Raw genomic sequence first — 23,756 nt, forward strand, 5'->3', positions numbered from 1 at the left:
GTCGGTTCAGGTCTCAGAAATGACCCTCTGTCCATCATCGCGTGGCACCAGGTCCAGGCGCTGATAAAGCCCGGCCAGGGCCTGGGCCACCGCGCCCACCACCGAGACGGCGTTGCTCGGGTGGGCAATGCAGTCGGTGCTCCAGACCTGGCCCACGCCGGCGGCCTGCAGGCGCTGCAGCGCGTCGCCGGCAAACAGCGCATGGGTGACGGCCACATCCACCGATTGGGCGCCGGCCGCCAGCAGCAGTCGGGTGGCCTCGATCAGGGTCTGGCCCGAGCTGGCCACGTCGTCCATCAACACCACCGCCCGCCCGGCCAACGCCGGCGCCAGCCCCGCGGGCAGCGCGATCTCGACATGCCGGTCGCCGTGGCGCAGCTTGCGGCACACCGCATGGGCCCAGCCGTGGGCCTGGGCTGCGCTGCTCACCCATTGCAGCGATTCTTCATCGGGGCCCAGCAGCAGCACGTCCTGGCGCTGCGAGGCGATCCAGGCCCCCAGCAAGGGGGCGCCACTGAGCACGATGGCATCGGCCAGCGGCACAGCCTCTTGCAGCGTGGCGACCCGGTGCAGGTGCGGGTCGACCGTGATCAGGGCATCGAACAGGCCGGCCAGAAAGCGGCCCACGATGCGCTGGCTGACGGCCTCACCCGGCTGGAAGGCGATGTCCTGGCGCATGTAGGCGAGGTAGGGGGCCACCAGGCACAGGTGCCGGGCCCCGAGCTGGCGTGCGGTGTCGGCCAGCAGCAGCAGCTCGACCAACTTTTCGTTGGGCTGGTGCAGCGAACGCCACACCACCACCCGTGGCGGCAGGGCGGGCGGCAGGCGCAAGCGCCACTCGCCGTCCGGAAAGCGGTGGCGCTCCACCACCGCAAGCGGCAGGCCGGCGGCCTCGGCAGCGCGGCGGGCCACGTCCTGTTCATCGTCAAAACAAAGCAGCACCGGGGTGTCTTCTGCAAAGGGCATGGTCGGGTCCTCAGGATTCAACAAAGACATGAGGCACGGCCTCCACCGCACCGATCTGGTAGCCATGGCCGCGCTGGCAGGCCTGACGGGCAAACTCCAGGTCGGCACCAAAGCCCGCGTGCACCCGGTACATCAGGTCGCCCGGCGCCACCGGATCACCCAGTTGGCGCATCAGGTCCACCCCGGCCCCCTGCACATGAGGTGCCCCGGCCAGGCGGGCGATGCGCGCAATCTGCAGGTTGTCGATGCTGGTGACCACACCCGCCTCCGTGGCCCGAGCCTCAAAGCTCAGCGCCCCCAAAGGGGGGTTCTGGTAGTCGAAGGCGCAGGCGCCCTGGGCCTCGATGATGGCGTTCATCTGGGCCAGGGCGCGGCCGGACTCCAGGATGTCACGCGCAATCGCATAGCCCTCGCCCCCGCGCACGTCGGGGTGGCATTCGATCAGCCGGCCGGCCAGGCGCAGCGATTTCTGGCGCAGGTCCTGCGGGGCCTCGGGGTCGTTCTGCAGCACCTGCATCACGTCGCGCGCCTCCAGCACCGGCCCGATGCCGCGGCCGATGGGCTGACGCCCGTCGGTGATGACCACGTCCAGCGACAGGCGCATGCGGGTGGCCACGTACTCAAACAGGCGGCGCAGGCGCTGCGCCTCGGGCATGGAGCGTACCTTGGCGGTGGGGCCGATGGGGATGTCCAGCACCAGATGGGTGGCCCCGGCGGCGATCTTCTTGGACAGGATGGAGGCCACCATCTGCCCTGGCGAGTCGATGGACAGCGGCCGCTCGACCGAGATCAGCACATCATCGGCCGGCGACAGGTCGGCCGTGCCGCCCCAGGCCAGGCAGCCGTGGTGCTGGCGCACGATGTCGGTCAGGCGATCGAAGGGCAGCTCGACCCGGGCCAGCACCTCCATGGTGTCGGCCGTGCCCGCGGGCGAGGTGATGGCTCGTGACGAGGTCTTGGGAAACACCAGCCCGTAGGCCGCCACGATGGGCACCACCAGCATCGAGGTGCGGTTGCCCGGAATGCCGCCGATGCAATGCTTGTCCACCACCACGGGCTGGCGCCAGTCGAGCCGGCGCCCGGTCTTGACCATGGCTTCGGTCAGGAAATAGACCTCTTCGCGGTCCAGTTCGCTGCGGTTGCTGGCCACCACGAAGGCGGTCAACTCGATCTTGGAATACCGGTGCTGGGCGATGTCACGGATGATGGCGTCGAAATCGGCCTGCCCCAGGCGCTCGCCGTCCAACTTGCGGAACAGCGCCGGGATCGACTCGGGCGGTTCGGCCTGCGACACCGTGGCCGGGTGCCCGTCCTCGACGCCCAACTGGGCAAAGGCATCCTGCGACAGGCCCACCTCGCCGCAGCCCACCAGCCCGGGGTCGTCCACCACGTTGAGGGTGGCCAGGATGCGCCGCCCGTTGGTGCGCACCTCGACCTTGGACAGGGCCTGAAAACCCTCGGCGCGGTAGACCTCGCAGTCGCGGTGGAGGTAGGCGACGTTCTCGCGGTAGGTGTCGATGGCCAGGCGCCGCAGCTTGAGGCTGGGGCTGAGGGGCACTGTGGCCGTGGCCGGTGCAGACACGGATTCGCTCATGCGGACTCTCCTTGAATGGCCCGGGCCTGCTGCCCGGCACCCGTCCATTGTCCACCCGGAAAACCGACGAACGGGCCTAGCATGGCACCCACGTGACGCGCCGGGCGCGCCTCAGGCCGATACCGCTCAGAGTGAGCTCACGATGATGGTGACGCGGCGGTTCTGCTGGCGCCCGGCCTCGCTGCGGTTGTCCTCGATCGGGCGGCTGAAGCCGAAGCCCTGGTGCCGCACCTGGGCCGGTTCGAAGCCGCGCTCCACAAAGGCCTGGGCCACCACCTGGGCGCGCCGCTCGGACAGGCGCTGGTTGTAGGCCGCCGCACCCTGGTTGTCGGTGTGCCCCTCGATCGCCAGCCGGATGATGCCCAGCCCGCGCAGCGTGCGGGCCAAGCGCTCAATGGCAGCCAGGGCGTCAGCGGACAACGACGCGTCGTTCACCGGGAACACCACACGCCCGGCCAGGTCCAGCTCCCAGCCCTGCTCGGTGGGCCGGAAGCCCAGTTCGCGCAGCGCCGTCTCGCGGGCCTCAGGGGCCGCCACGGCCACCGGCGGACCCAAGGCGGGCGTGGGGCCGGCACAGCCGGCCAGCAGGCTCGACAAGCCGACCAGGGCAGTGACCAGCCCCAAGGACAGGGTGGCAGGGCATCGGATCGGCGGGTTGGATTGGCCAGCCAAGGTCATGGGGGTCTCCAGTCAGATCAGGCAGGGGGCCAGCGTCATGGTGACGCCGGCTCGGCTTGGGGCATGGCCCGGTCATGCGCCACGGAGGGACGCACCTTGTCTCGGTACATGGCGGCATCGGCGGCGCGCACCAGCTCGTCCACGCTGGTGCCCTGGGCCGGGAACAGGGCCACGCCGATGCTCACACTCAAAGGCAGGGTGAGGCCGTTGTCCAGCTGAAGCGGCTGGGCCAGGGCGCCGCGCAGCCGGTCCACGCACAGGCGCACCTCCGCCTCGTCCCCAACCGGGAACAGCACCGCCAAAAACTCGTCGCCACCGTGGCGGGCCACGAAATCGGACTCGCGCACGGCCGACTGCAGGCGTTGCGCCAGCTCGACCAGCAGCGCATCGCCCACCGCATGGCCCAGGGTGTCGTTGACCTGCTTGAACCGGTCCACGTCGATGAACAACACCGCAGCCTGGCCACCCTGACGCTGGCAGCGCTCGAACACGGCCGCCAGGTGTTCAAACAGGTGGCTGCGATTGGGCAGCCCGGTGAGCACGTCGTGCTGGCTGGCGTGGCGCAGCGATTCATTGCTGCGGCGCAGATCGTTGTGGCGCGCAGCGATGCGCCGCTGCTGTCGCTGCAGTTCAACCAGCAGCGCGTTGAAATCGTCGGCCAGGGCATTGAGCTCCAGCACCGAGGTGGGCGCCGCCCGGCGCTCGAAACTTCGGCTGGCCCGCACCGCCCGGGTCAGCTCCACCATGGCCCGCAGGGGCTGCACAATCAAGGCGGTGAGGCGGCGCGACACCGCCCACACCGCCAGCGCTGTCACGGCCACGCAACCCAGCAAGGCGAGCAGCAGCCAACCCAGGTCAGCGAGCAGAACGCGGCCATCCGAGCGCAGCTGCACTTCGCCCAGCCCGCCCGCGCCGGGCCCACCGCCCTCCACCGGGGCCGTCACCGGCTGGGGCAGAAACACGGCGGCCACCCGACGCGCCAGGCCGTCGAAGGCGCCCAGCCCGGGGCGCTCCACCTGCAGCAGGCGCTGCCCGCGCGCATCGAGCACCGTGACCGAGGCCAGTTGCTCGCGTTCGGCCAGTTGCTCGGCCAGCTCACGCAACGCTTCAAGATCACGAAAGCGGATCGCGGGTTCGCCCGCAAAGGCCAGGGAATGGGCAGCCATGACCAGGGCATGCCGGGCGTATTGCTGCAGCGAATACAAACTGGCCGCACTCATGAACAGCCCGGCACAAGCAAGGGCCACACCGGCGCTGCGCCACTGCCCCAGGCGCACCAGGCGGGCCACGCTGCGCACTGGGCGACGACCTGAGCGCAACGGCCTGCTGCGGGGGGTTGGCAGGGGTTGGCTCATGGTCGCCCCCCTGTCGGTCTGACGGTCAGTTGCAACAGCCGGGCATTGACCCGCAGGCCGCCATAAGCGATCGCATCGAGGTTGGCCTTGATCTGCCAGCCCTGCGGCCCCTGCAACAGGCAGAACTTGCCGCCATAGGAGCAGAAGTCGTCGCCCAGCCCCAGAGTCAGGATGGGGTGGCGGTTCAGGCGCAGCAACAGCGGCTGCAGACCGCGCACCGGCAGGGCGCCAAAGTAGATGGCCTGGCAGTCGAGCAGGCTGTCGGCCAGCTCGGCGCGCAGGCTGCGCAAGCTGCTGTGCACCGGGGGCAGGGCCTGGGCGCCCAGGGCATCCAACTCACGCGCCAGGGCCACCGAGTCGGCATCGACCTCGTTGAGGCACAGGCGGTGGCTGGCCAGGGGCTGAGGCCAACGGGTGTAGTGAAGAATGCCCAGCAGCAGCTCGGGCAAGGCCGGCGGGCGGGCCGTCGGTGAAACCGGGCCGGCCGGGGCCGCCTCAGGGTTGACCTGGGCGGGGGCCGGCGTGGCACAAGCCGACAGGGCCATCGCCAGGGTGGCCCATCGCCAGGTCAGGGATCGCAAACGGGTCAACATCAATCGGAACCAGGCCCGGGGCGGAAGCCCGGGCATCTGTTACCGATTCTAGGAAGGCCCCCTCAGAAACCACCCCCAGCCACGCGAAGGAAACGGGCCGCCATGCGCACAAGTTCACGCAGAAAGGCGCCCTTTGGCGCTCTGTGGCGGCCAAAGCCCAGGCCAGGGCCCAGGCTCAGGCCCGGGCCGGCAGCACCGTGCCCACGCACTCGCCGAAGCCGATGCGCGCTGCACCCGCCTTCTCGCACCAGCCACGCAGCACCACGGCATCGCCGTCTTCCAGGTACACGCGCTGCTCGCCATTGGGCAGTTGCACCGGGTTCTTGCCGCCCTGGGTCAGCTCGATCAGTGCACCGGCCTGGTCCAGCGTGGGGCCCGACAGGGTGCCACTGCCAAACAGGTCGCCCGGCTGCAGGTTGCAGCCATTGACAGTGTGGTGCGCCACCATCTGGGCCACGGTCCAGTAGGCATGGCGGTAGCTGGTGCGGCAGATCACGGCCACGGCCTGGGCGGCCTCGCGCAGGCGCGGAGTCTGCAGGCCGACCTCCAGCTGGATGTCGAAGGCGCCTTGCTCGCGGTTGGGGGCCGAATCCAGGTAAGGCAGCGGCTGCGGATCCCCTTCGGGCCGCGTGAAGGCCACCCGGTAAGGGGCCAGGGCCTCCAGGGTGACGATCCACGGCGAGATCGTGGTGGCGAAGTTCTTCGACAGGAAGGGGCCCAGCGGCTGGTACTCCCAGGCCTGGATGTCGCGCGCCGACCAGTCGTTGAGCAGGCAGATGCCAAACACGTGCTGCTCGGCCTGGCCCATGGCCACCGGTTCGCCCTGGGGGTTGCCGGCGCCCACGAAGATGCCCAGCTCCAGCTCGATGTCGAGCCGCTTGCAGGGCCCGAAGCCGGGCTCGGTGGCGCCGGGCGCCATCGTCTGCCCCTTGGGACGCGGGAAGGCCTGACCCGAGACACCGATGCTCGACACCCGGCCGTGGTAGCCGATGGGCACCCACTTGTAGTTGGGCAGCAACGGGTTGTCCGGGCGGAATTGCTTGCCGATGTTGGTGGCGTGGTGCACCGAGGTGTAGAAGTCGGTGTAGTCGCCGATGCGGGCGGGCACGTCGTATTCGGCCTCGGACTGGGGCACCAGGGCCGGCTGCAGCGCAGCCTGCTCGGGTGCGCCTTCGCGCAGCGCACGCGACAGGGCCAGGCGCAGCGCGCTCCAGGCCGGGGCACCCAGGGCCATCAGGGCGTTGAGTTTGTCCTGGGCAGCGGCCTGCAAGGCCTGGGCGGCCGCACCTTGGAACACGCCGCTGGCAGCCAGCGCCGCCAGATCGACAATCTGGTCGCCAATGGCCACGCCACCGCGCCAGGCCTCCTGGCGCCCGGTGCGACGGAACACGGCAAAGGGCAGGTTCTGGATCGGAAAATCGGTCCCGGCCACCTGGGCCGAGGCGACCCAGCTGCGCAGGGCCGGGTCATGGGTTTCGTTGAGAAGGGTCATCGTTCAGTGCAGGTTCGCCTGGGGCGGGTGCGGGTGGGTGGGGTCGGAGAGCAGGGATGGCCAGCGCCCAGGTCTTCAGGCCTGGCTCATGCTGCCGTCGTGCATCCAGGCGGCGTGCTTGGGCGCGCGCTTGGTCTGCGACCATTCTTCGATCATCTCCCACTTCACTTCGTCGAGCTTCTTCATCATCTCGGGGGTACCGGTGTCGGCGGCCAGTTCCAGGCGGTGGCCATTGGGGTCGAAGAAGTAGATCGACTTGAAGATGGTGTGGTCGGTGGGGCCGATCACCTCGATGCCGGCGGCCTCCAGGCGGGCCTTGGTGGCGATCAGGGTGTCCACCGAATCGACCTTGAGGGCCAGATGCTGCACCCAGGCCGGGGTGTTGCGGTCACGGTCCATGGGGGGCTGGCTGGGCAGCTCGAAGAAGGCCAGCACATTGCCGTTGCCCGCGTCCAGGAAGATGTGCATGTAGGGATCAGGGGCCTTGGTCGAGGGCACTTCGTTCTCGGCGATGGCGAGCACGAACTTCATGTCCAGGTGCTTTTCGTACCACTGCACGGTTTGCTTGGCATCGATGCAGCGGTAGGCGACGTGGTGAACTTTTTGAACCAACATGGTGAGGTCTCCGTGAGCGTTGTGTCTGGCGATGATCGTCGGGGGTTTTGTCGTCGGGCACTCGCCATGAGGCCCGGGGCAACGCCATTGGACTGGATCACCAACTATCATGCAAGCCGTTTTATTCGATCAATTTATAGGTTAATCCGATGAATGTGACCTTGCGGCAGTTGCGGGCCTTTCTGGCGGTGGCGCGCACCGGCAGCTTCACCCTGGCGGCCGAAAGCCTGTACATCTCGCAATCAGCCTTGTCGGGCCTGGTGAAGGAACTGGAGCAGTCGATGGGCGTGCGTTTGATCGACCGCAGCACACGCCGCGTGCACCTCACCGAGGCTGGCGAGCGCCTCAGCCCGATGCTGGCAACCGTGCTGCATGACCTGGACGAGGTACTGCACCGCGCCGTGGATGACACCACCAACAAGAAAGGGGTGGTGCGGGTGGCGGTGTCGCAGTTGCTGGCCTCCACCCTGATGCCCGAGCTGATCGCCCGCTTCCAGGCCGATCACCCGGGGGGCTCGGTGAAGCTGGTGGACGTGCCGGTCGAGGATGTGATGGCGCGGGTGTTCTCGGGCGAGGTCGACATCGGCATCGGCCCCGAACGCGAGCCCAACTCCGACATCACCTCGGCCCACCTGTTTGACGGGCCCTTCATGGCCGTCTTTCCGCCCGGCCACCCGCTGGCCCAGAAAGCCAGCCTGCGCTGGGCCGATCTCAAGCCCTACCCCGTGATCGGCCTGCAAGGCCAGTTCACCGAGCGCCTGGCCCAGGACCTGCGGGCCGCCGACCCCGACTTCCAGTTTGCGCCGAGCACCGAGGTGGCCTACATGTCCACGGCCTTGTCGATGGTGCAGGCCGGTCTGGGCGTGGCGCTGTGCATCCCGTACGCCGCGCCGCTGGTCTCGCTGTATGGCCTGAACATGCAGCCGCTGCGCCAGCCCGAGGTGCGCCGCAGCTTCGAGGTCTTCACCCGCCGCGGCCGATCACTGTCCCCCCTGGCCCAGGCCTTTCTCGACGACATCGGGCCGCAGATACGGGGGATGGCGTATTTGGGGTGAGAGGGTGCCGGCGGCTCCCTCAAAAAACCACACCGATCAGGCCTCACCGCCTTGCAATTCGCGCTCAATCTGTTCGATGCTGGGCAAATTGGTTCTGAGTGGATCAGGGAGCGATTCGATCAGCTTGTATTCGGCGATGCCCATCGGTTGGCTTTTATCGCCCAAGGCGTATTCGGCAACCACCTTGTTTTTGCTTTTGCACAGCAACAAGCCAATGGTGGGGTTGTCGAGATCATGCTTCACCTGCCGGTCTATCGCCGTCATGTAAAAGCCCAGTTGCCCAAGGTGCTCCGGCTTGAACTTGCCGCCCTTGAGTTCAATCACGACATAACAGCGCAACTTCAGGTGGTAGAACAGCAGATCGATGAAAAACTCGTCGCCGCCGACATCCAGCAAAACCTGCCGCCCGACAAAAGCAAAGCCCGCCCCTAATTCCAGCAGGAATTCGGTGACATGTTGGGTCAGCGCATGCTCCACCTCGTGCTCTTGCGCCTCGTCGGTCAAGCCCAGAAAGTCGAAGCGGTAGGGGTCCTTCAGTGATTCGCGCGCCAGATCGGACTGTGGTTTGGGCAGGCTCACTTCGAAGTTGGTCACGGCTGAGCCGCTGCGCTCCAGCAAGCGGGTTTCGATTTGCATCACCAGCACATTTCGAGACCAGTTGTGCTCGATGGCCTTGGCGGCGTACCAGCGACGCGCGTCAGGGTGGGATAGCTTGTCCAGCAGCGCCAATTGGTGGTACCAGGGCAATTGTGCAAGCACCGCTTGCACAAATTCGGTGTCGGGCCAAGCTTGGGCAAAGGCGCGCATGTATTTGAGGTTGCGCGGCGAAAACCCTTTCATGTCAGGGAAGGCGCTGTGCAGATCATGCGCCAGACGCTCAATCACCTTCGCCCCCCAGCCTTGCTCATGTTGCTTGCTCAGTATGTCGCAGCCGATTTGCCAGTACAGCAGAACCAGTTCGCGATTGACCGCCAGCGTGGCCCGTTGCTGAGCGCTGTGGATTTTGATTTTCAGCTCGCTCAGCCAGTCAACATAGCCTGTGGGCGTGGGCATCAGAGAGGTGGGTTGATCACTCATCCATTTGCTCCCCTGTTTTCGATTTTGACCAAAATGACATGCTTGGAATCCCAGCCGTCGACGGCGCCACACACGTCGTTGGCAATTTGCCAGTTGCGGCACTGGAGTTCGGCGCGTTGTTGGGTGCTTGTCATCGTCAATGTCCCGTTTCGATTCGGTTCAGGCTGAGAGCATGAGGCAACCAATGGCCTGGCCACACCCTGCTCCAGTGCTGTTGCCAGCGATTGTTACCCCAATCCAGAGGCCTTCTGGCGAATCCCCCCTCCACCGGCACCGAGCCTCAAAGATCCCTCAACGCCGCCTCAATGTGCTCGCGCACCAGGCTGGCGCTGCCCAGCCGCTGCGCGTTCAGCAGCGCCAGCTTGACCAGGAACAGCTCGGCCTTGTCGGGGCCGGCCTGGTCGATGGCGGTGGCCAGGGCGTCGTAGACGTCTTCCAGGCCGGGCAGTGAGAGGATGTCGGGTTGGGTGGATTGGGCGGTCATGGCAGCGATCTTGGGTGGGTTCATTGCGGCAGGGCGGTGTGCAGGGCGGCCTGCAGGCGGTGGGCGTCCAGCGTGAGCCAGCGGGCGCACACGTGCTGGTCGGGGCGCAGCAGGTAGGCGGCGCCACTGGCGGGCACGCCATAGCCCTGGCGGAAGTGGCCGTCGGCATCGGGCAGACAGAGGTCAGCACCGGCCACCGGGCCCGTGGCGCCCACGGCGATCACCTTCAGGGGCACACCCCGGGCCCGGGCGGTGGCCACCACCTGCTGCAGGGCCTCGGGCAGGGCCGGGGCTTCGGTGAAGTACAGCAGGTCAAAACCGCCCCCCAGGTGGTCAAGCAGAAAATCATCGGCCGAGAGGCGGATGTTGCGCGGCGGGGCGCCGTGCGCCGGGCCGGCGGTGAACAGGGCGTTGTCGTCGCCCATGCTGTTGAGCGCCGACGCGCTGTACTCGTGCGGGCGTGAGGTGCGCCAGTGGTAGAGCGGGCGCACAAAATCCTGGCTCAGCGACAGCGACAGCACGGCGTCGCGCAGCAGGCGGAAGCCGCGGCTGGGCGGGGTCATGAAGCGGGTGCTCTTGCCCGCCTCGTCGATGATCTCGCGGGCGGCGCCCACGCGCTCGGCGCTGTAATTGGCCAGCAGTTTCTCGCCGGCCAGGCCCTTGACCACCAGGCCCAGTTGCCAGCCCAGGGCCTGGGAATCCTGGAACGCCGTGTTGGCGCCGCGCACCCCGAAGATGGGCAGCAGGTGGGCCGCGTCGCCGGTGAACAGCACGCGCCCGTGCACGTAGTCGGGCAGCGTGAGGGTGCGGGCCGAGTAGACCGAGCTCCAGTCCATCTCCCAGGGCGTGCCGGCGTGGCCGATCATGGCCAGTTGCGCATCGATGCGGGCCTTGAGCGACTCGGGCCGCAGCGCCTGCTCGGGCGTTTCGCCCGGGGGCAATTGGTAGTCGACGCGCCAGATGCCGTGCGGCTCGCGGTGCATCAGGATGGTGTTGCCGGGGTTCCACTCGGGGTCAAAGAAGGCCAGGCGCTCGGTGGGCAGGGGCAGGTCGATGCGGATGTCGGCGATCACGAAGAAGCCCTCGTACGAGGCCCCTTCCATCTTCAGGCCCAGGGCGGTGCGGATCTCGGAGCGCCCGCCGTCGGCTGCCACCAGCCAGTCGGTGTCCAGGACATAGGGGCCCTCGGGCGTGTCGATCTGCAGGTGGGCCACGCCCTCTTCCTGGGTGATCTGCACCAGCTTGTTGCCCCAGCGGAAATCAATCAGGGGCTGGGCCGCGCAGGCGTCCAGCAGGTACTCCTCCATGTACTGCTGCTGGATGTTGAGCATGGGAAAGAAGCGGTCGTCGCTGTCGTGCGGCGCTTCCATGCGGAACACGCGTTGGCCCCGGTAGTACGAGTTGCCGAAGCGCCAGGGCAGGCCCTGCTCGCTCATGCGGTGGGCCACCCCGACCTGCTGCAGGATCTCCATCGAACGGCGCGTGAACACGATGGCCCGGCTGCCCTGCGACACCTGCAGCTCGCTCTCCAGCACCACGCTGGGCACGCCATGGCGGGCCAGCTCCAGCGCCGCCACCATGCCGGCCGGGCCCGAGCCCGCGATCACCACGCGCTGGCGCGCCTGGGGCGGGTGGGCCGACTGCAGCCAGGGGGCAAACACCTGGTAGGGGTAATAGATCGAGGGCCGGGCTTCGGTGGTGGGCTGGTGCATGGTGATGTCAGTGCTCAGAAAAAGGAAAGGGCGGGCAGGCGGCTCAATCCAGCTTGATGCCGCTGGTCTGGATGACCTGGCCCCACTTGGCGCGCTCGGCGGCGGCGTAGTCGGCCATCTGCCGTGGCGTGCCGGGAATGGACTCCAGCCCCAGGGTCTGCAGGCGGGCCTTGATGGCGGTCGAGCCCAGGGCGCCGAGCAAGGCGCTGTTGAGCTTGGCGATCACCTCGGGCGGCGTGCCCGCCGGGGCCACCAGGCCCTGCCAGGCGTAGGCCTCGAAGCCCTTGAGCCCCTGCTCCTGCAGCGTGGGGATGGTCTCGAAATTGGGCACCCGTCGCGGGCTGGCCACGCCGATCGGGCGCAGCTTGCCGGCGGCAATGAACTGGTAGCCGCTGGCCGTGTCAACAAACATGAACGGCACCTGGCCGGCCACCACGTCCTGCACCGCCGGGGCAGCGCCGCGGTAGGGCACATGGGTGAGCTGCAGGCCCGCCTGGGCCCGGAACAGCTCGGTGGCCAGGTGGTGCGGGCTGCCGGCGCCCGGGGTGGCGTAGTTGGCGCCGTTCTGGGCCTTGGCCCAGGCCTTGAACTCGGCCAGGGTCTTGACCGGCACCTGGGGATTGACCACCAGGATCATCGGAAAGCGCACCGTCAGGCCGATGGGGGCGAAGTCTTTTTCGGCGTTGTAGGCCAGCTTGGTGTACAGAAAGGGGTTGGCTGCCAGGGTGGCCGTGTCGGCCGACAGCAGCACGTGGCCGTCGGCCTTGGCATGGGCCACGTACTCGGCCCCGATGTTGGTGGCCGCGCCGGGCTTGTTGTTGATGATGATGGGCTGCCCCAGCGCCTTGCCCATGGCCTCGGCCAGGGTGCGGGCCACCACGTCGGTGCCGCCACCAGCCGGATAAGGCACCACCCACTCGATGGGCTTGGAGGGATAGGGGTCGGCCGCCAGTGCGGGCGTGGCCACGCCGGCCAGGGCCAGAAGCAGCCAGGCGCGTCGGCGCAGGGTTGGGTGGGGCAGGTGCATGGTCAGTCTCTTGTGTGGGTGGGGAAAGCTGGGTCTTGCCGTTCGCGCCCACGGCGTTCTGCCCTGGATCAAACGACAGGCTGAAATTTAAGCCATTTAGTTGCGCATGCAACTAGGTGATTGCCCTGATGGTTGCGAGCACAACTTGAATCGTGATGATCAACCGACCAGATCGCCCAAAAGACCGCTCCTCTTCGTTAACTACAAAACCGCATAAGAACCATTGTTCTTATTCGTTCACGTTTGGATCGGGGGTTTTCAGAATCAAGGCCAGTCACCAAAACAACCCAACCCCCATTCGATCGGAGCCTCCACCATGTCCAGCCGCCGCTCTTTCTTCCGCGTTCCCCTGCTCGCCGCCGCCGTGCTGGCCGCGGGCACCCTGACGGCCTTGCCGGCCGCCGCCCAGACCGTGAACCTGCTCAATGTGTCCTACGACCCGACGCGCGAGTTGTATGTGGAGTACAACGCCGCCTTCGCCAAGTACTGGAAGGCCAAGGCCGGCCAGGACGTGTCGGTCAAGCAGTCGCATGGTGGCTCGGGCAAGCAGGCCCGCTCGGTGATCGACGGCATCGATGCCGACGTGGTCACGCTGGGCCTGGGCGGCGACGTGGATGCCGTGGCCAACCACGGCGGCCTGATCGCCAAGGACTGGGTCAAGCGCCTGCCGCACAACAGCTCGCCCTACACCTCGACCATCGTGTTCCTGGTGCGCAAGGGCAACCCCAAGGGCATCAAGGATTGGGACGACCTGATCAAACCCGGCGTGGCCGTGATCACCCCCAACCCCAAGACCTCGGGCGGCGCCCGCTGGAACTACCTGGCCGCCTGGGAGTACGCCAAGCGCCAGTACGGCGGCGACGCCAAGGCCAAGGAATTCGTCGGCAAGCTCTACAAGAACGTGCCGGTGCTGGACACCGGCGCCCGCGGCTCGACCATCACCTTTGTGCAACGCGGCGTGGGCGACGTGCTGCTGGCCTGGGAGAACGAGGCCTTCCTGGCGCTGAAGGAGTTCGGTGCCGAGAAGTTCCAGATCGTGGCCCCCTCGATCAGCATCCTGGCCGAGCCTTCGGTGGCCGTGGTCGACAAGAACGTCGACAAGAAAGGCACCCGCAAGGTGGCCGAGGCCTACCTGAGCTACCTGTACTCCGAAGAAGGCCAGGACATCGCCGGCCGCAACTTCTACCGCCCCACCGACGCCAAGGCCAAGGCCAAGTACGCCTCGCAGTTCCCGCCGCTCAAGCTGTTCACCATCGACGAGGCCTTTGGCGGCTGGGCCACGGCCGACAAGGCCCACTTTGCCGACGGCGGCTCGTTCGACCAGATCTATTCGCCGCGCTGAGCTGACGACCCGCCAGCGCACTCCCCTTTGCATGTCCCTTTGCTTCTGACTTCCAACCACTGAAAGAGATCCACCATGTCCATCCAAGCCATCAACGTCCGCAACCAGTTCAAGGGCAAGGTCCGCGAAATCATCCGCGGTGATGTCGTGTCCGAAATCGACGTTGAAACCCCCTGGGGCATCGTCACCTCCGTCATCACCACCCGCTCGGTCGACGACCTGGGCCTGACCCTCGGCTCCGAGGTCGTGGCCCTGGTGAAGTCGACCGAAGTGTCGATCGCCAAGCTCTGATCTCCGGCCTGCGCTGACAAGTAGAAAGCCACCCCGTCATGAGCCCATCCCCTCGCCAAATGCACCTGGGGGCCTTCCTGTTCGGGGTGGGCCACCATCTGGCGGCCTGGCGCCATCCGGACGTCGATCCGGCCGGCGCCGCCAGCCTGGCGCACTACCAGCGCCTGGCCCGCCAGGCCGAGGCCGCCAAGTTCGACGCCATCTTCTGCGCCGACAACGTGGGCCTGTCCGATGCGCCGGCCCACCTGCTGGCGCGCAACGCCCTGCCCTACATGCTGGAGCCGCTGCAGCTGCTGACCGCCCTGGCCGGCGCCACCGAGCGCATCGGCCTGGTGGCCACGGTTTCGACCAGCTACCTGCCGCCCTACCACCTGGCCCGCAAATTTGCCACCCTGGACCGCCTCAGCGAAGGCCGGTCGGGCTGGAACCTGGTCACCTCGGGCTCCGACTTCGAAGCCCGCAACTTCGGCCTGGATCAGCAGGCCGACCACGCCAGCCGCTACCAGCGCGCCCATGAATACGTGAAAGTGGCCCAAGGCCTGTGGGACAGCTGGGAAGACGACGCCTTCCGCTTCGACGCCCAGGCCGGCCAATTCTTCGACCCAGCCAAGCTGCACCGCGTGCGCCACGAGGGCACGCACTACTCGGTGCATGGGGCCCTGCAGACGCCGCGCCCCATCCAGGGCTACCCGGTGATGGTCCAGGCCGGCTCGTCGGAAGACGGCCAGAACCTGGCCGCCGAAACCGCTGAGCTGGTCTTCACCGCCCAACAGACCGTGGAGGAGGCCCGCGCCTTCTACCAGGGCCTCAAGGCCCGGCTGCCAGCCTTCGGACGCACTCCGGATGCCCTGAAGATCCTGCCCGGCGTGTCGACCTTCGTGGGCCGCAGCGAGGCCGAGGCGCAAGAAAAATACGAAGCCCTGCAGTCGCTGATCGACCCCGCTCAAGGCCTGGGCCTGCTGTCGGCCTTCCTGGGCGGGGTGGACCTGTCAGGCTATCCGCTGGACGGCCCGCTGCCCGCGCTGCCACGCACCGAGGGCTGGCAAAGCCGGCAAGACCTGTTCAGCGCCATGGCCCGGCGCGAGAACCTCAGCCTGCGCCAGCTCTATCAGAAGGTGATCTCGGCCCGTGGCCACTGGACCCTGGTGGGCACGCCCGCGCAGATCGCCGATCAGCTGGAGCACTGGTTCCAGACCGGCGCCGCCGACGGCTTCAACGTGATGGGCCCCACCCTGCCCCACGGCCTCAGCGACTTCATCGAAGGGGTGCTGCCCGAGCTGCGCCGCCGCGGCCTGTTCCGCACCGACTACACCGGCCGCACCCTGCGCGAGCACCTGGGCCTGCCCCGGCCGGCGCACCCGGCTGCCCTGGCTCGCCAGGCTGCTGCAGCCCCCCAGAACGCGGCCCTGGCCGAGGCCAGCCCGGCCTGAAGCCCCCGGTCCCAGCGATCGCACCCCTGGCCCGGCCAGAGGCGCCCAACCAAGAGCCCCGAACCATGTCCGCCACGCTTGCCCCCCACTTTGCTGCTGCTGCCACAGAACCGGCGCAGTCCTTCGACATCCGCCCCTTTGACGGCCCACTCGGTGCCGAGGTCATCGGCCTGGACCTGTCGCGCCCGGTCAACACCGAGGATTTCCGTCGCATCCACCAGGCCCACCTCGACCACCATGTACTGGTGTTCCGCGACCAGGCCACTCTGACGCCTGAACAGCATGTGGCCTTCAGCGGGCGCTTCGGCCCGCTGCAGATCCATGTGCTCAGCACCTTTGCGCTGCCGGGCCACCCCGAGGTGTTGATCGTCTCGAACATCCTCGAAAACGGCAAACCCATCGGCCTCGGGGACGCGGGCGTGTTCTGGCACTCCGACCTGTCGTACAAGGAAAAGCCCAGCCTCGGCTCGCTGCTGCATGCGCACGAGCTGCCCGCCGACGGCGGCGACACCCTGTTCGCCAACCAGCACCTGGCCTGGGACAGCCTGAGCGCCGAGCTGAAGAAAACCATCGCGCCCCTGAAGGCCGAGCACCACTACCTGGCCCGCTATGCCGAGCTGCAAGCGCGCAGCCCCTGGCGCCCCAACCTGAGCCCCGAGCAGGTGGCCCAGGTCAAGCCCGTGGCGCAGCCCGTCGTGCGCACCCACCCCGAGTCGGGGCGCAAGGCGCTGTTTGTCAGCGAGCACTTCACCACCCGCATCCTGGGTGTGCCCGAAGACGAAAGCCGCGCCCTGCTGGCCGAGTTGTTTGCCCACTGCGTGCAGCCGCAGTTCCAGTACCGCCATCGGTGGCAGCCGCACGACCTGGTGTTCTGGGACAACCGCTCGGTGCTGCACCTGGCCGCCGGCACCCCGGACCACCTGCGCCGCAAGCTTTACCGCGTGACCATCGAAGGCGATGTTGCCTTCTGACGCCCCCCAGCCCATCCTCGCCATGAAACAAACACTCTCCCGTCGCCTGGCCCTGCGTGCCGCCGCCCTGGCCAGCAGCACTGCCCTCCTAATGAGCAGTCTGGCCCCCTTGCAGGCCCAGGCCGCCGAAGGCCAGTTGCGCATTGCCGAGCAATTCGGCATCGTCTACCTGCTGCTCAACGTCGCGCAAGACCAGAAGCTGATCGAAAAGCACGGCAAGGCTGCCGGCATCGACATCCAGGTCGAGTTCATCAAGCTGTCGGGCGGCGCCGCCGTCAACGATGCCCTGCTGTCGGGCTCGATCGAGGTGGCCGGTGCCGGCGTCGGCCCACTGTTCACGCTGTGGGACCGCACCCGCGGCAAACAGAACGTGCGCGGCGTGGCCTCGCTGGGCAACTTCCCCTACTACCTGGTCACCAACAACCCCAAGGTCAACAGCATCGCCGACTTCACCGGCCTGGACCGCATCGCCCTGCCGGCGGTGGGCGTGTCGGTGCAGTCGCGCATCCTGCAGATGGCCGCGGCCAAGAAGTGGGGAGACGCCGAGTTCGACCGGCTCGACAAGCTCAGCGTGGCCCTGCCCCACCCCGAGGCGGCCGCAGCCATCCTCAAGGGCGGCACCGAAATCACCGCCCACTTCGGCAACCCGCCCTTCCAGGAGCAGGAGCTGGCCGGCAACCCCCAGGCCCGCGTGCTGCTCAAAAGCTACGACGTGCAAGGCGGCCCCTCCTCGGCCACCGTGCTGTACGCCACCGAGAAGTTCTACAAGGACAGCCCCAAGACCTACAAGGCCCTGGTCGCGGCCCTGGACGAGGCGGCCCAGTTCATCAGCGCCAACCCCGACAAGGCGGCCGACATCTACCTCAAGGTCACACACGCCAAAACCGACCGCGATCTGTTGCTGAAGATCATCCGCAACCCCGAGGTGCAGTTCAAGACCGCGCCGCAAAACACCCTGGGCCTGGGCCAGTTCATGCACCGGGTCGGCGCGATCAAGAACAAGCCGGCCACGGTGAAGGACTACTTCTTCGACGGCAGCCCAGCCCAGTCGGGCAGTTGAGGCCAGGTTCGCCATGGCCAGCCAAGCTTCTCCACTGCACCCCGTACCCCTGTTGCAGCTCGACGGCGTCAGCCTCGACTACCGCAGCCCGCAACGCGTGGTGCGCGCCACCCACCGCATCAGCCTGGACGTGCACCAGGGCGACCGCTTCGTGCTGCTGGGAGCCTCGGGCTGCGGCAAGTCCAGCCTGCTCAAGGCGATTGCCGGGTTCATCCCGCCCAGCGAGGGTGAGATCCGACTGAAAGGTCAGCCCGTGCGCGGCCCGGGCCCCGACCGCATGGTGGTGTTCCAGGAGTTCGACCAGCTGCCGCCCTGGAAGACCGTGCTGGCCAATGTGATGTTCCCCTTGCGGGCCTCGCGCCGCCTGGGCCGGGCCGAGGCGCGCGAACGCGCCCTCGACGTGCTCGACAAGGTGGGCCTGGCCGCCTTTGCCCAGGCCTACCCACACCAGCTCTCGGGCGGCATGAAGCAGCGCGTGGCGATTGCCCGTGCCCTGGCCATGCAACCCCAGGTGCTGCTGATGGACGAACCCTTCGCCGCCCTCGACGCCCTGACCCGGCGCAAGATGCAAGAGGAACTGCTGGCCCTGTGGGAGGCGCTGCGTTTCACCCTGGTGTTTGTCACCCACTCCATCGAAGAGGCCCTGGTGGTGGGCAACCGCATCGGCCTGCTGTCGCCCCACCCGGGCCGGGTGCGCGCCGAGATCAACAGCCACGAATGGGACCTGCACAGCGCCGGCAGCCCGAGCTTCCAGGCCGCGGCCCAACGCATCCACCACCTGTTGTTCGAAGAGAGCCCGCCCAAGGCCGCCCCGTCAAACAGCCATCCGGCCACCCCCTGGAGAAACGCCGCATGAGCGCCTCACCGACCTCATGGCCGACACCGCCGGTGCGCCCCGAATACGAACGCACCCTGCCCCCGCTGGACGACATTCCGCTGGCGCACCCCCTGCCGCTGGCCAGCCGCGCCTGGCAACAGCCCGGCCTGCGCCGTGGCCTGATCCTGCTCTTGCTGGCCGGGCTGTGGGAACTGCTGGCCCGCTGGCAGGACAACGACCTGCTGCTGCCCACCTTTGGCGCCACCGCCCGCGCCCTGGCCGACGGCCTGCTCAGCGGCGAGCTGCTGCAGCGCACCCAGATCTCGCTCGCGGTGCTGCTCAAGGGCTACCTGGCGGGCATGGCCCTGGCCCTGGGCCTGACCACCCTGGCCGTGTCCACCCAATTCGGGCGCGATCTGCTGGCCACCCTGACCGCCATGTTCAACCCCCTGCCCGCCATCGCCCTGCTGCCGCTGGCCCTGCTGTGGTTCGGCCTGGGCCAGGGCAGCCTGGTGTTCGTGCTGATCCACTCGGTGCTGTGGCCACTGGCCCTCAACACCTACGCCGGCTTTCAGGCCGTGCCCGAGACCTTGCGCATGGCCGGCCGCAACTACGGCCTCAGCGGCATCCGCTACGTGCTGCAGATCCTGATCCCGGCCGCCCTGCCGGCCATCCTGTCGGGCCTCAAGATCGGCTGGGCCTTTGCCTGGCGCACCCTGATCGCGGCCGAGCTGGTGTTCGGCGCCACCTCGGGCCAGGGCGGCCTGGGCTGGTACATCTTCCAGAACCGCAACGAGCTCTACACCGACAAGGTCTTCGCCGGCCTGGCCCTGGTCATCGTCATCGGCCTGGGGGTCGAAAGCCTGGTGTTCTCCAACCTGGAGCGGGTCACCGTGCGGCGCTGGGGGGTGCAGCGCTGAGGGGCGGTCGATCCTGCGCCAACCAACGAGCGATCGATGGCCGCTCAAACTGGCGCGCCGCATAGTCCGCCAGCCGCCCCGGCACCGGATCACCATGAAGAACCAAACGGTTGAGCATGAGCGACAAATCGACGTCCGCAATGCACCAAGCCCCAAACAAGTGATCAGCGCCCGGTTCGAGAAGAGTGTCAGCCAACAGGAACAACTTCTCTGACGCATCAACGGCAGCAGGGGAAAGTGCGGCACCCTTTCGCCCATAAAACACAACTTCAGTCGAACGCTCCTGCCTGATGGGCAGCAGGTCGCTGCGCAACCAGGCCTGCACCTGGCGCGCCCGGGAACGCAGTCGCGGCAACGCGGGATACAGGCCTTGGCCAGGGAACACTTCGTCCACGTACTCCGTGATTGCAGACGACTCGGAAAGGGTGAAGTCCCCATCAACTAGCGTTGGTACCCTCTGCGTCAGCGAGGCTGCAGCGTCATGCGCAGTGCGGTTGTGGGCCTTGGCAAGATCCAAGGTCAGCAACTCAAAATCAAGGCCCTTCTCATGCAGTGCGACATAGGCAGACATCGCATAGGGGCTTGCGAACTGGGCATCGACATAAAGAGTGAGGGTCATGGTTTGGGTATCTCCCGATCTGAATTTGGCCACACCACGATAACGGTGAGGTTGAAAGCATCAAGTTCCGACCATCGACCGTCGCATGCCTTTGCCCAAGATCGCCGACGTTTTGACGGCCGACGACGGGCAAGGGGCCAAGCGCTTCTGCGCGTTGCTGGCTCTGATGGAGAACCTCACCGCCCAACTTCGGAACCAGTTCAACGTCAATTTCAATTCATTGGCAAAGGCTCAACTTAAGCCTGAAAAAACACGACTCACCGGTTGGTCTGTGGGAAAAAAGTAGCGAACAAGCCGGTCTTTCATCATCAAGATTTTGACACCTGAATCATCTCGTCTTGACGCTTCTGCTGTTCCTCCTGACGTTGCACAAAATATCCACCAGCAATCATTAAAACTGCACCGGAGACTTCCGGCAAGTTTGGCAAACGAGAATCCACCCAATATCCGTACACCAACGCAAAAACTGCTTCAAGGCACAAAATTCGACCACCCGCGACTTCCGAAATATGACGAGATGAGATATTCCAGGCCCACACAGCCACATAAGACACAAATACGCCTAAAAAAAATGCCCCAAAAGCAAGCGCCACCAACCTGTCTGCGGGAGCTTGAAAAAACCCCAATAGCTCACGCCCGTCACCCGAGCAATACTTAACTCCTGCGAATATCAAACTATGCAACAACGAGCAGATTCCAAGCAGAGATGTCCATTGAATTGAAGACATGCAAGGATTCATCTTCAAAAACCGCACATTAAGCAAAAAATAAAATGTTAAAAATGCCAATGCCACCAGAGATGCACCAACCCCAAGAAGATAATCCCCTTGACTCAATTGAAGAGCTCCCCCTCTTAATGTCGCCCAGTTAACAAGAACAATACCGCACACCATGACAGCGATTCCTGGCAGCAATCCGGACACACGCATTTTTCCGTATTGGACACAAGAAATCAAAATAACTGAAACCGGCAGCACTCCAATAACCAGCGCTGGAACCAAAAAGCCAATCTTCTGTATGCTCGTCGTCAAAAAATAATAATAACCAACATTACCACAAAATGAAATCAGGTTCGCAAAACAAAAAACCCGCCAAGACATCTGATCAGCACTAGTGCTTGACAAAAGAAAAACAACAATCGAAATTACGCCATAAACAATATACCTAGATATCGTTATGACTTCCGACGAAAAATATAATAATCCATGAGGAATTATGAATGCCGTCGCCCACAATGCATTAGCAACAACCCCAAGCATTAAGAAATAGGCTTGTGCGTTCTTTTTCATAGCAAATCAACAGACTCTTGCAGGAGTCCGTCGCCCTCCCGAATTGACCAATTAATGATTAATCATTATCAACTCCATGCTGTTTCCTCCGGGGCCCAACACACCCACCGGGCGACGGCCGGTGCCATGGGGCTGGCCGGCAAATGAGTCAGCTTTAACACGCGCCGAAGCAAGGGCTCAGCATCCTTTCATTTGGGATGCAAATAGGGCTTATTCGGCGTGGGCCGCCTGAACACGAGCACAGTCTTTGGCCGTAGCCGATCGGCCTGAAAATCGTCACGGTATCACCCCAGTTCGGGCGCGAACTGCGCCCCCCTCGCCCCCCTATTGAAGACCTTGCCCGTCATCGGCCTGGGGGTCGAAAGCCTGGTGTTCTCCAACCTGGAGCGGGTCACCGTGCGGCGCTGTCACAGAACCCACACCTCGACACCGCTAAGACATTTCCCTCATTAGAAAGAGAGAAATCATTCGTTTGAGTATTGAAAGCCCTTTCTTAGAGTGCTTGTCAGCCGCCGAATCCCCGCGACGCGGCCTCGATAAGACCCAGAAAGGCTTTCAAGATGTCTGTTGCCACCCCTGTCGAAAACACCCTTCCCGAAGCCCTGAAAGCGGCACGTGCCGCGGCGGCGGCGGCCGGCCTGCCCTATGCGGGTGGGGTCACGCCCCAACAGGCCTGGGCCCTGTTTGAAGCCGGCGACGCCGCCCTGGTGGACGTGCGTTCGACCGAAGAGCGCAAGTTTGTCGGCCATGTGCCGGGCAGCCTGCACGTGGCCTGGGCCACCGGTACCGCGCTGACGCGCAACCCCCGCTTCACCCGCGAGTTGGAGGCCAAGGTGCCCAAGCACGCCCCGGTGCTGCTGCTGTGCCGCAGCGGCAAACGCTCGGCCCTGGCGGCCGAAGCCGCGGCCAAGGCCGGCTTCACGGCCGTCTTCAATGTGCTCGAAGGCTTTGAAGGCGAGATCGACGCCGCCCAGCACCGCGGTGGCAGCGACGGCTGGCGCTTCCGCGGCCTGCCCTGGGTGCAGGACTGAGCCCGCCCCCTTTTCTTTTCTTGCCCTGAGCGCGCTCCCCCATGACCTTGCATGCCCTGCCCCTGCCCCACACGACGGACGCGCCTGAAGTGCGCCCGTCCCCCTTTGACGTGCACCAGGTGGTGCGTGAGCTGGCCGAGGCGCGACGGCGCTGGCGCGAATCGCAGCAGCGCTCCAACGAGCCTGGCGGCCGCGAGCTGCCCTCGCGTGAGGCGCTGACCCAGATCCTGGACCTGCTGCGCGGCGCCTTGTTCCCGATGCGCCTGGGCCCGCCGGACCTGCGTCAGGAGGGTGAGGATTTCTACGTGGGCCACACGCTGGACACCGTGCTGCAATCGCTGCTGACCCAGGTGCAACTGGAGTTGCGCTACGCACACAAGCACCAGCCCTTGGTCGAGGCGGCCACGCTGGACCTGCGTGCCGAACGGATCGTGCGCGACTTCGCCCACTCGTTGCCGCAGCTCCGTGAGCTGCTCGACAGCGATGTGCTGGCCGCCTACGCAGGCGACCCAGCCGCGCGCAGCGTGGACGAGGTGCTGCTGTGCTACCCCGGCATCCAGGCCATGATCCACCACCGCGTGGCGCATCGGCTTTACGAGCTGGGCGTGCCCCTGTTGGCGCGCATCGTGGCCGAGCTGGCGCACAGCGAGACCGGCATCGACATCCACCCCGGCGCCCGCATCGGGCCGGGCTTCTTCATCGATCACGGCACGGGCGTGGTGATTGGCGAGACCGCCGTCATCGGCGAGCGCGTGCGCATCTACCAGGCCGTCACGCTGGGGGCCAAGAGCTTCCCCACCGATGAGCAGGGCAACCCCCAGAAAGGCCTGCCGCGCCACCCCATCGTCGAAGACGAGGTGGTGATCTATGCCGGCGCCACCGTGCTGGGCCGCGTCACCCTGGGCCGCGGTGCCAGCGTCGGGGGCAATGTGTGGCTGACGCACGACCTGGCGCCGGGCACGCACATCACCCAGGCCCGCTCGCAACATGCGCCAGCCGGAGCGGCGTCATGAGCGCCCGCCTGCCCGAGCTGTTCGGCCTGACCGTGCGCCAGCAGCGCGAGCGACTGGGCTGGTCGCAGGAGCGCCTGGCCGAGAGCGCCGACCTCAACCGCAGCTATGTGGGCGAGCTGGAGCGCGGCCAGGCCGTGCCCTCGCTGATCACGCTCGACAAACTGGCCCGTGCGCTGGGGCAAAGCCCCAGCAACCTGCTGGCACAGACCGAACGCCTGTCGCAACAACGGCTGATCAACGGTCTGCGCTTGACGGCTATAGCCTGTTGAACGCCGCTCCGCCCCGCCAGACACTGCCCGCTGACCTTTTTTCTCTTTTCAACCAC

Annotated in this window: 25 protein-coding genes; 12 read left to right on the top strand and 13 right to left on the bottom strand. The window is 66.2% G+C overall.

Translation table 11 applies throughout. From position 1 onward, the window contains the following. Nucleotides 1–6: 6 nt before the first annotated feature. The 7 genes from AC07PT_RS14135 to AC07PT_RS14165 all read right to left on the bottom strand — a co-directional run bounded on the left by AC07PT_RS14135 (nt 7) and on the right by AC07PT_RS14165 (nt 7,293). Nucleotides 7–996 (bottom strand): ribose-phosphate pyrophosphokinase, encoded by a 990-nt coding sequence (locus AC07PT_RS14135; RefSeq protein ID WP_492349862.1) that lies wholly within the window; start codon nt 994–996, stop codon nt 7–9. Next, nucleotides 977–2,560, bottom strand: a complete 1,584-nt coding sequence (locus AC07PT_RS14140; RefSeq protein WP_494657008.1) for a thymidine phosphorylase family protein — start codon at nt 2,558–2,560, stop codon at nt 977–979. The genes AC07PT_RS14135 and AC07PT_RS14140 overlap by 20 nt, the downstream gene beginning before the upstream one ends. A gap of 126 nt (nt 2,561–2,686) precedes the next feature. Next, nucleotides 2,687–3,238, bottom strand: a complete 552-nt coding sequence (yfiB, locus tag AC07PT_RS14145; RefSeq protein ID WP_494657009.1) for an outer membrane lipoprotein YfiB — start codon at nt 3,236–3,238, stop codon at nt 2,687–2,689. Nucleotides 3,239–3,273: 35 nt separating this feature from the next. After that, nucleotides 3,274–4,593 (bottom strand): diguanylate cyclase DgcN/YfiN, encoded by a 1,320-nt coding sequence (gene dgcN / locus AC07PT_RS14150; RefSeq protein ID WP_492349865.1) that lies wholly within the window; start codon nt 4,591–4,593, stop codon nt 3,274–3,276. Further along, the gene (locus tag AC07PT_RS14155) at nt 4,590–5,186 is read right to left on the bottom strand and encodes a YfiR family protein (RefSeq protein WP_492349866.1); all 597 of its coding nucleotides are present in this window, start codon (nt 5,184–5,186) and stop codon (nt 4,590–4,592) included. The genes dgcN and AC07PT_RS14155 overlap by 4 nt, the downstream gene beginning before the upstream one ends. Nucleotides 5,187–5,361: 175 nt before the next feature. Further along, nucleotides 5,362–6,678, bottom strand: coding sequence for a fumarylacetoacetase (fahA, locus tag AC07PT_RS14160; protein ID WP_492349867.1), 1,317 nt, complete (start codon nt 6,676–6,678; stop codon nt 5,362–5,364). Between the two features lie 75 nt (nt 6,679–6,753). Further along, nucleotides 6,754–7,293: a VOC family protein gene (locus tag AC07PT_RS14165; protein ID WP_492349868.1), complete on the bottom strand. Its 540-nt coding sequence runs from the start codon at nt 7,291–7,293 to the stop codon at nt 6,754–6,756. Nucleotides 7,294–7,442: 149 nt separating this feature from the next. Between AC07PT_RS14165 and AC07PT_RS14170 the strand changes: the two genes are divergently transcribed. Beyond that, nucleotides 7,443–8,348: a LysR family transcriptional regulator gene (locus tag AC07PT_RS14170; protein ID WP_492349869.1), complete on the top strand. Its 906-nt coding sequence runs from the start codon at nt 7,443–7,445 to the stop codon at nt 8,346–8,348. A 36-nt stretch (nt 8,349–8,384) separates the two neighbouring features. On the opposite strand, the gene AC07PT_RS14175 is transcribed toward AC07PT_RS14170, so the two are convergent. From AC07PT_RS14175 to AC07PT_RS14190, 4 genes are all read right to left on the bottom strand, one after another. Continuing rightward, nucleotides 8,385–9,425, bottom strand: coding sequence for a PDDEXK nuclease domain-containing protein (locus tag AC07PT_RS14175; RefSeq protein ID WP_494657041.1), 1,041 nt, complete (start codon nt 9,423–9,425; stop codon nt 8,385–8,387). Nucleotides 9,426–9,705: 280 nt separating this feature from the next. Next, complete coding sequence (locus AC07PT_RS14180) at nt 9,706–9,909, bottom strand: DUF2783 domain-containing protein (RefSeq protein WP_492349870.1); 204 nt, start codon at nt 9,907–9,909, stop codon at nt 9,706–9,708. Nucleotides 9,910–9,929: 20 nt separating this feature from the next. Beyond that, nucleotides 9,930–11,621: an FAD-dependent monooxygenase gene (locus AC07PT_RS14185; RefSeq protein WP_494657010.1), complete on the bottom strand. Its 1,692-nt coding sequence runs from the start codon at nt 11,619–11,621 to the stop codon at nt 9,930–9,932. 43 nt (nt 11,622–11,664) lie between these two features. After that, a complete protein-coding gene (locus AC07PT_RS14190) occupies nt 11,665–12,648 on the bottom strand; it encodes a Bug family tripartite tricarboxylate transporter substrate binding protein (RefSeq protein ID WP_494657011.1) in 984 nt (327 codons plus the stop codon). Between the two features lie 316 nt (nt 12,649–12,964). Here AC07PT_RS14190 and AC07PT_RS14195 point away from each other — a divergent pair, with 316 nt between their 5' ends. The 7 genes from AC07PT_RS14195 (at nt 12,965) to AC07PT_RS14225 (ending at nt 19,479) form a co-directional block, all read left to right on the top strand. Then, nucleotides 12,965–13,990: a sulfate ABC transporter substrate-binding protein gene (locus tag AC07PT_RS14195; protein WP_494657012.1), complete on the top strand. Its 1,026-nt coding sequence runs from the start codon at nt 12,965–12,967 to the stop codon at nt 13,988–13,990. A gap of 75 nt (nt 13,991–14,065) precedes the next feature. Further along, entirely contained in the window at nt 14,066–14,281 is a 216-nt protein-coding gene (locus AC07PT_RS14200) for a TOBE domain-containing protein (protein ID WP_492349874.1), read from the top strand. A gap of 38 nt (nt 14,282–14,319) precedes the next feature. After that, nucleotides 14,320–15,711 carry an LLM class flavin-dependent oxidoreductase gene (locus tag AC07PT_RS14205; protein WP_494657013.1) on the top strand — a complete coding sequence of 464 codons (1,392 nt, stop codon included), beginning with the start codon at nt 14,320–14,322 and terminating at the stop codon, nt 15,709–15,711. A 65-nt stretch (nt 15,712–15,776) separates the two neighbouring features. Next, complete coding sequence (locus AC07PT_RS14210; RefSeq protein WP_494657014.1) at nt 15,777–16,682, top strand: TauD/TfdA dioxygenase family protein; 906 nt, start codon at nt 15,777–15,779, stop codon at nt 16,680–16,682. A 22-nt stretch (nt 16,683–16,704) separates the two neighbouring features. Further along, nucleotides 16,705–17,742, top strand: a complete 1,038-nt coding sequence (locus AC07PT_RS14215; RefSeq protein ID WP_494657016.1) for an ABC transporter substrate-binding protein — start codon at nt 16,705–16,707, stop codon at nt 17,740–17,742. Between the two features lie 13 nt (nt 17,743–17,755). Further along, entirely contained in the window at nt 17,756–18,598 is an 843-nt protein-coding gene (locus tag AC07PT_RS14220; protein WP_494657017.1) for an ABC transporter ATP-binding protein, read from the top strand. Then, nucleotides 18,595–19,479, top strand: a complete 885-nt coding sequence (locus AC07PT_RS14225; RefSeq protein ID WP_494657018.1) for an ABC transporter permease — start codon at nt 18,595–18,597, stop codon at nt 19,477–19,479. Before AC07PT_RS14220 ends, AC07PT_RS14225 begins: the two co-directional genes overlap by 4 nt. On the opposite strand, the gene yfcF is transcribed toward AC07PT_RS14225, so the two are convergent. Beyond that, the gene (yfcF, locus tag AC07PT_RS14230; RefSeq protein WP_494657019.1) at nt 19,448–20,098 is read right to left on the bottom strand and encodes a glutathione transferase; all 651 of its coding nucleotides are present in this window, start codon (nt 20,096–20,098) and stop codon (nt 19,448–19,450) included. The genes AC07PT_RS14225 and yfcF overlap by 32 nt on opposite strands. An 85-nt stretch (nt 20,099–20,183) precedes the next feature. Between yfcF and AC07PT_RS14235 the strand changes: the two genes are divergently transcribed. After that, nucleotides 20,184–20,384 carry a hypothetical protein gene (locus AC07PT_RS14235; protein ID WP_494657020.1) on the top strand — a complete coding sequence of 67 codons (201 nt, stop codon included), beginning with the start codon at nt 20,184–20,186 and terminating at the stop codon, nt 20,382–20,384. Nucleotides 20,385–20,406: 22 nt separating this feature from the next. Here AC07PT_RS14235 and AC07PT_RS14240 read toward each other — a convergent pair whose 3' ends face one another. Continuing rightward, a complete protein-coding gene (locus AC07PT_RS14240; protein ID WP_494657021.1) occupies nt 20,407–21,387 on the bottom strand; it encodes a DMT family transporter in 981 nt (326 codons plus the stop codon). Nucleotides 21,388–21,947: 560 nt separating this feature from the next. On the opposite strand from AC07PT_RS14240, the gene AC07PT_RS14245 reads away from it, so the two are divergent. Genes AC07PT_RS14245 through AC07PT_RS14255 form a run of 3 tightly spaced genes read left to right on the top strand, consistent with a single transcriptional unit; the run spans nt 21,948 to nt 23,700 of the window. Further along, nucleotides 21,948–22,418, top strand: a complete 471-nt coding sequence (locus AC07PT_RS14245; RefSeq protein ID WP_492349880.1) for a rhodanese-like domain-containing protein — start codon at nt 21,948–21,950, stop codon at nt 22,416–22,418. Nucleotides 22,419–22,459: 41 nt separating this feature from the next. After that, entirely contained in the window at nt 22,460–23,431 is a 972-nt protein-coding gene (gene epsC / locus AC07PT_RS14250; protein WP_494657022.1) for a serine O-acetyltransferase EpsC, read from the top strand. Further along, the gene (locus AC07PT_RS14255; RefSeq protein WP_494657023.1) at nt 23,428–23,700 is read left to right on the top strand and encodes a helix-turn-helix domain-containing protein; all 273 of its coding nucleotides are present in this window, start codon (nt 23,428–23,430) and stop codon (nt 23,698–23,700) included. The genes epsC and AC07PT_RS14255 overlap by 4 nt, the downstream gene beginning before the upstream one ends. Nucleotides 23,701–23,756 lie beyond the last annotated feature (56 nt).

This window comes from Curvibacter sp. GW821-FHT09D12, assembly GCF_059416245.1.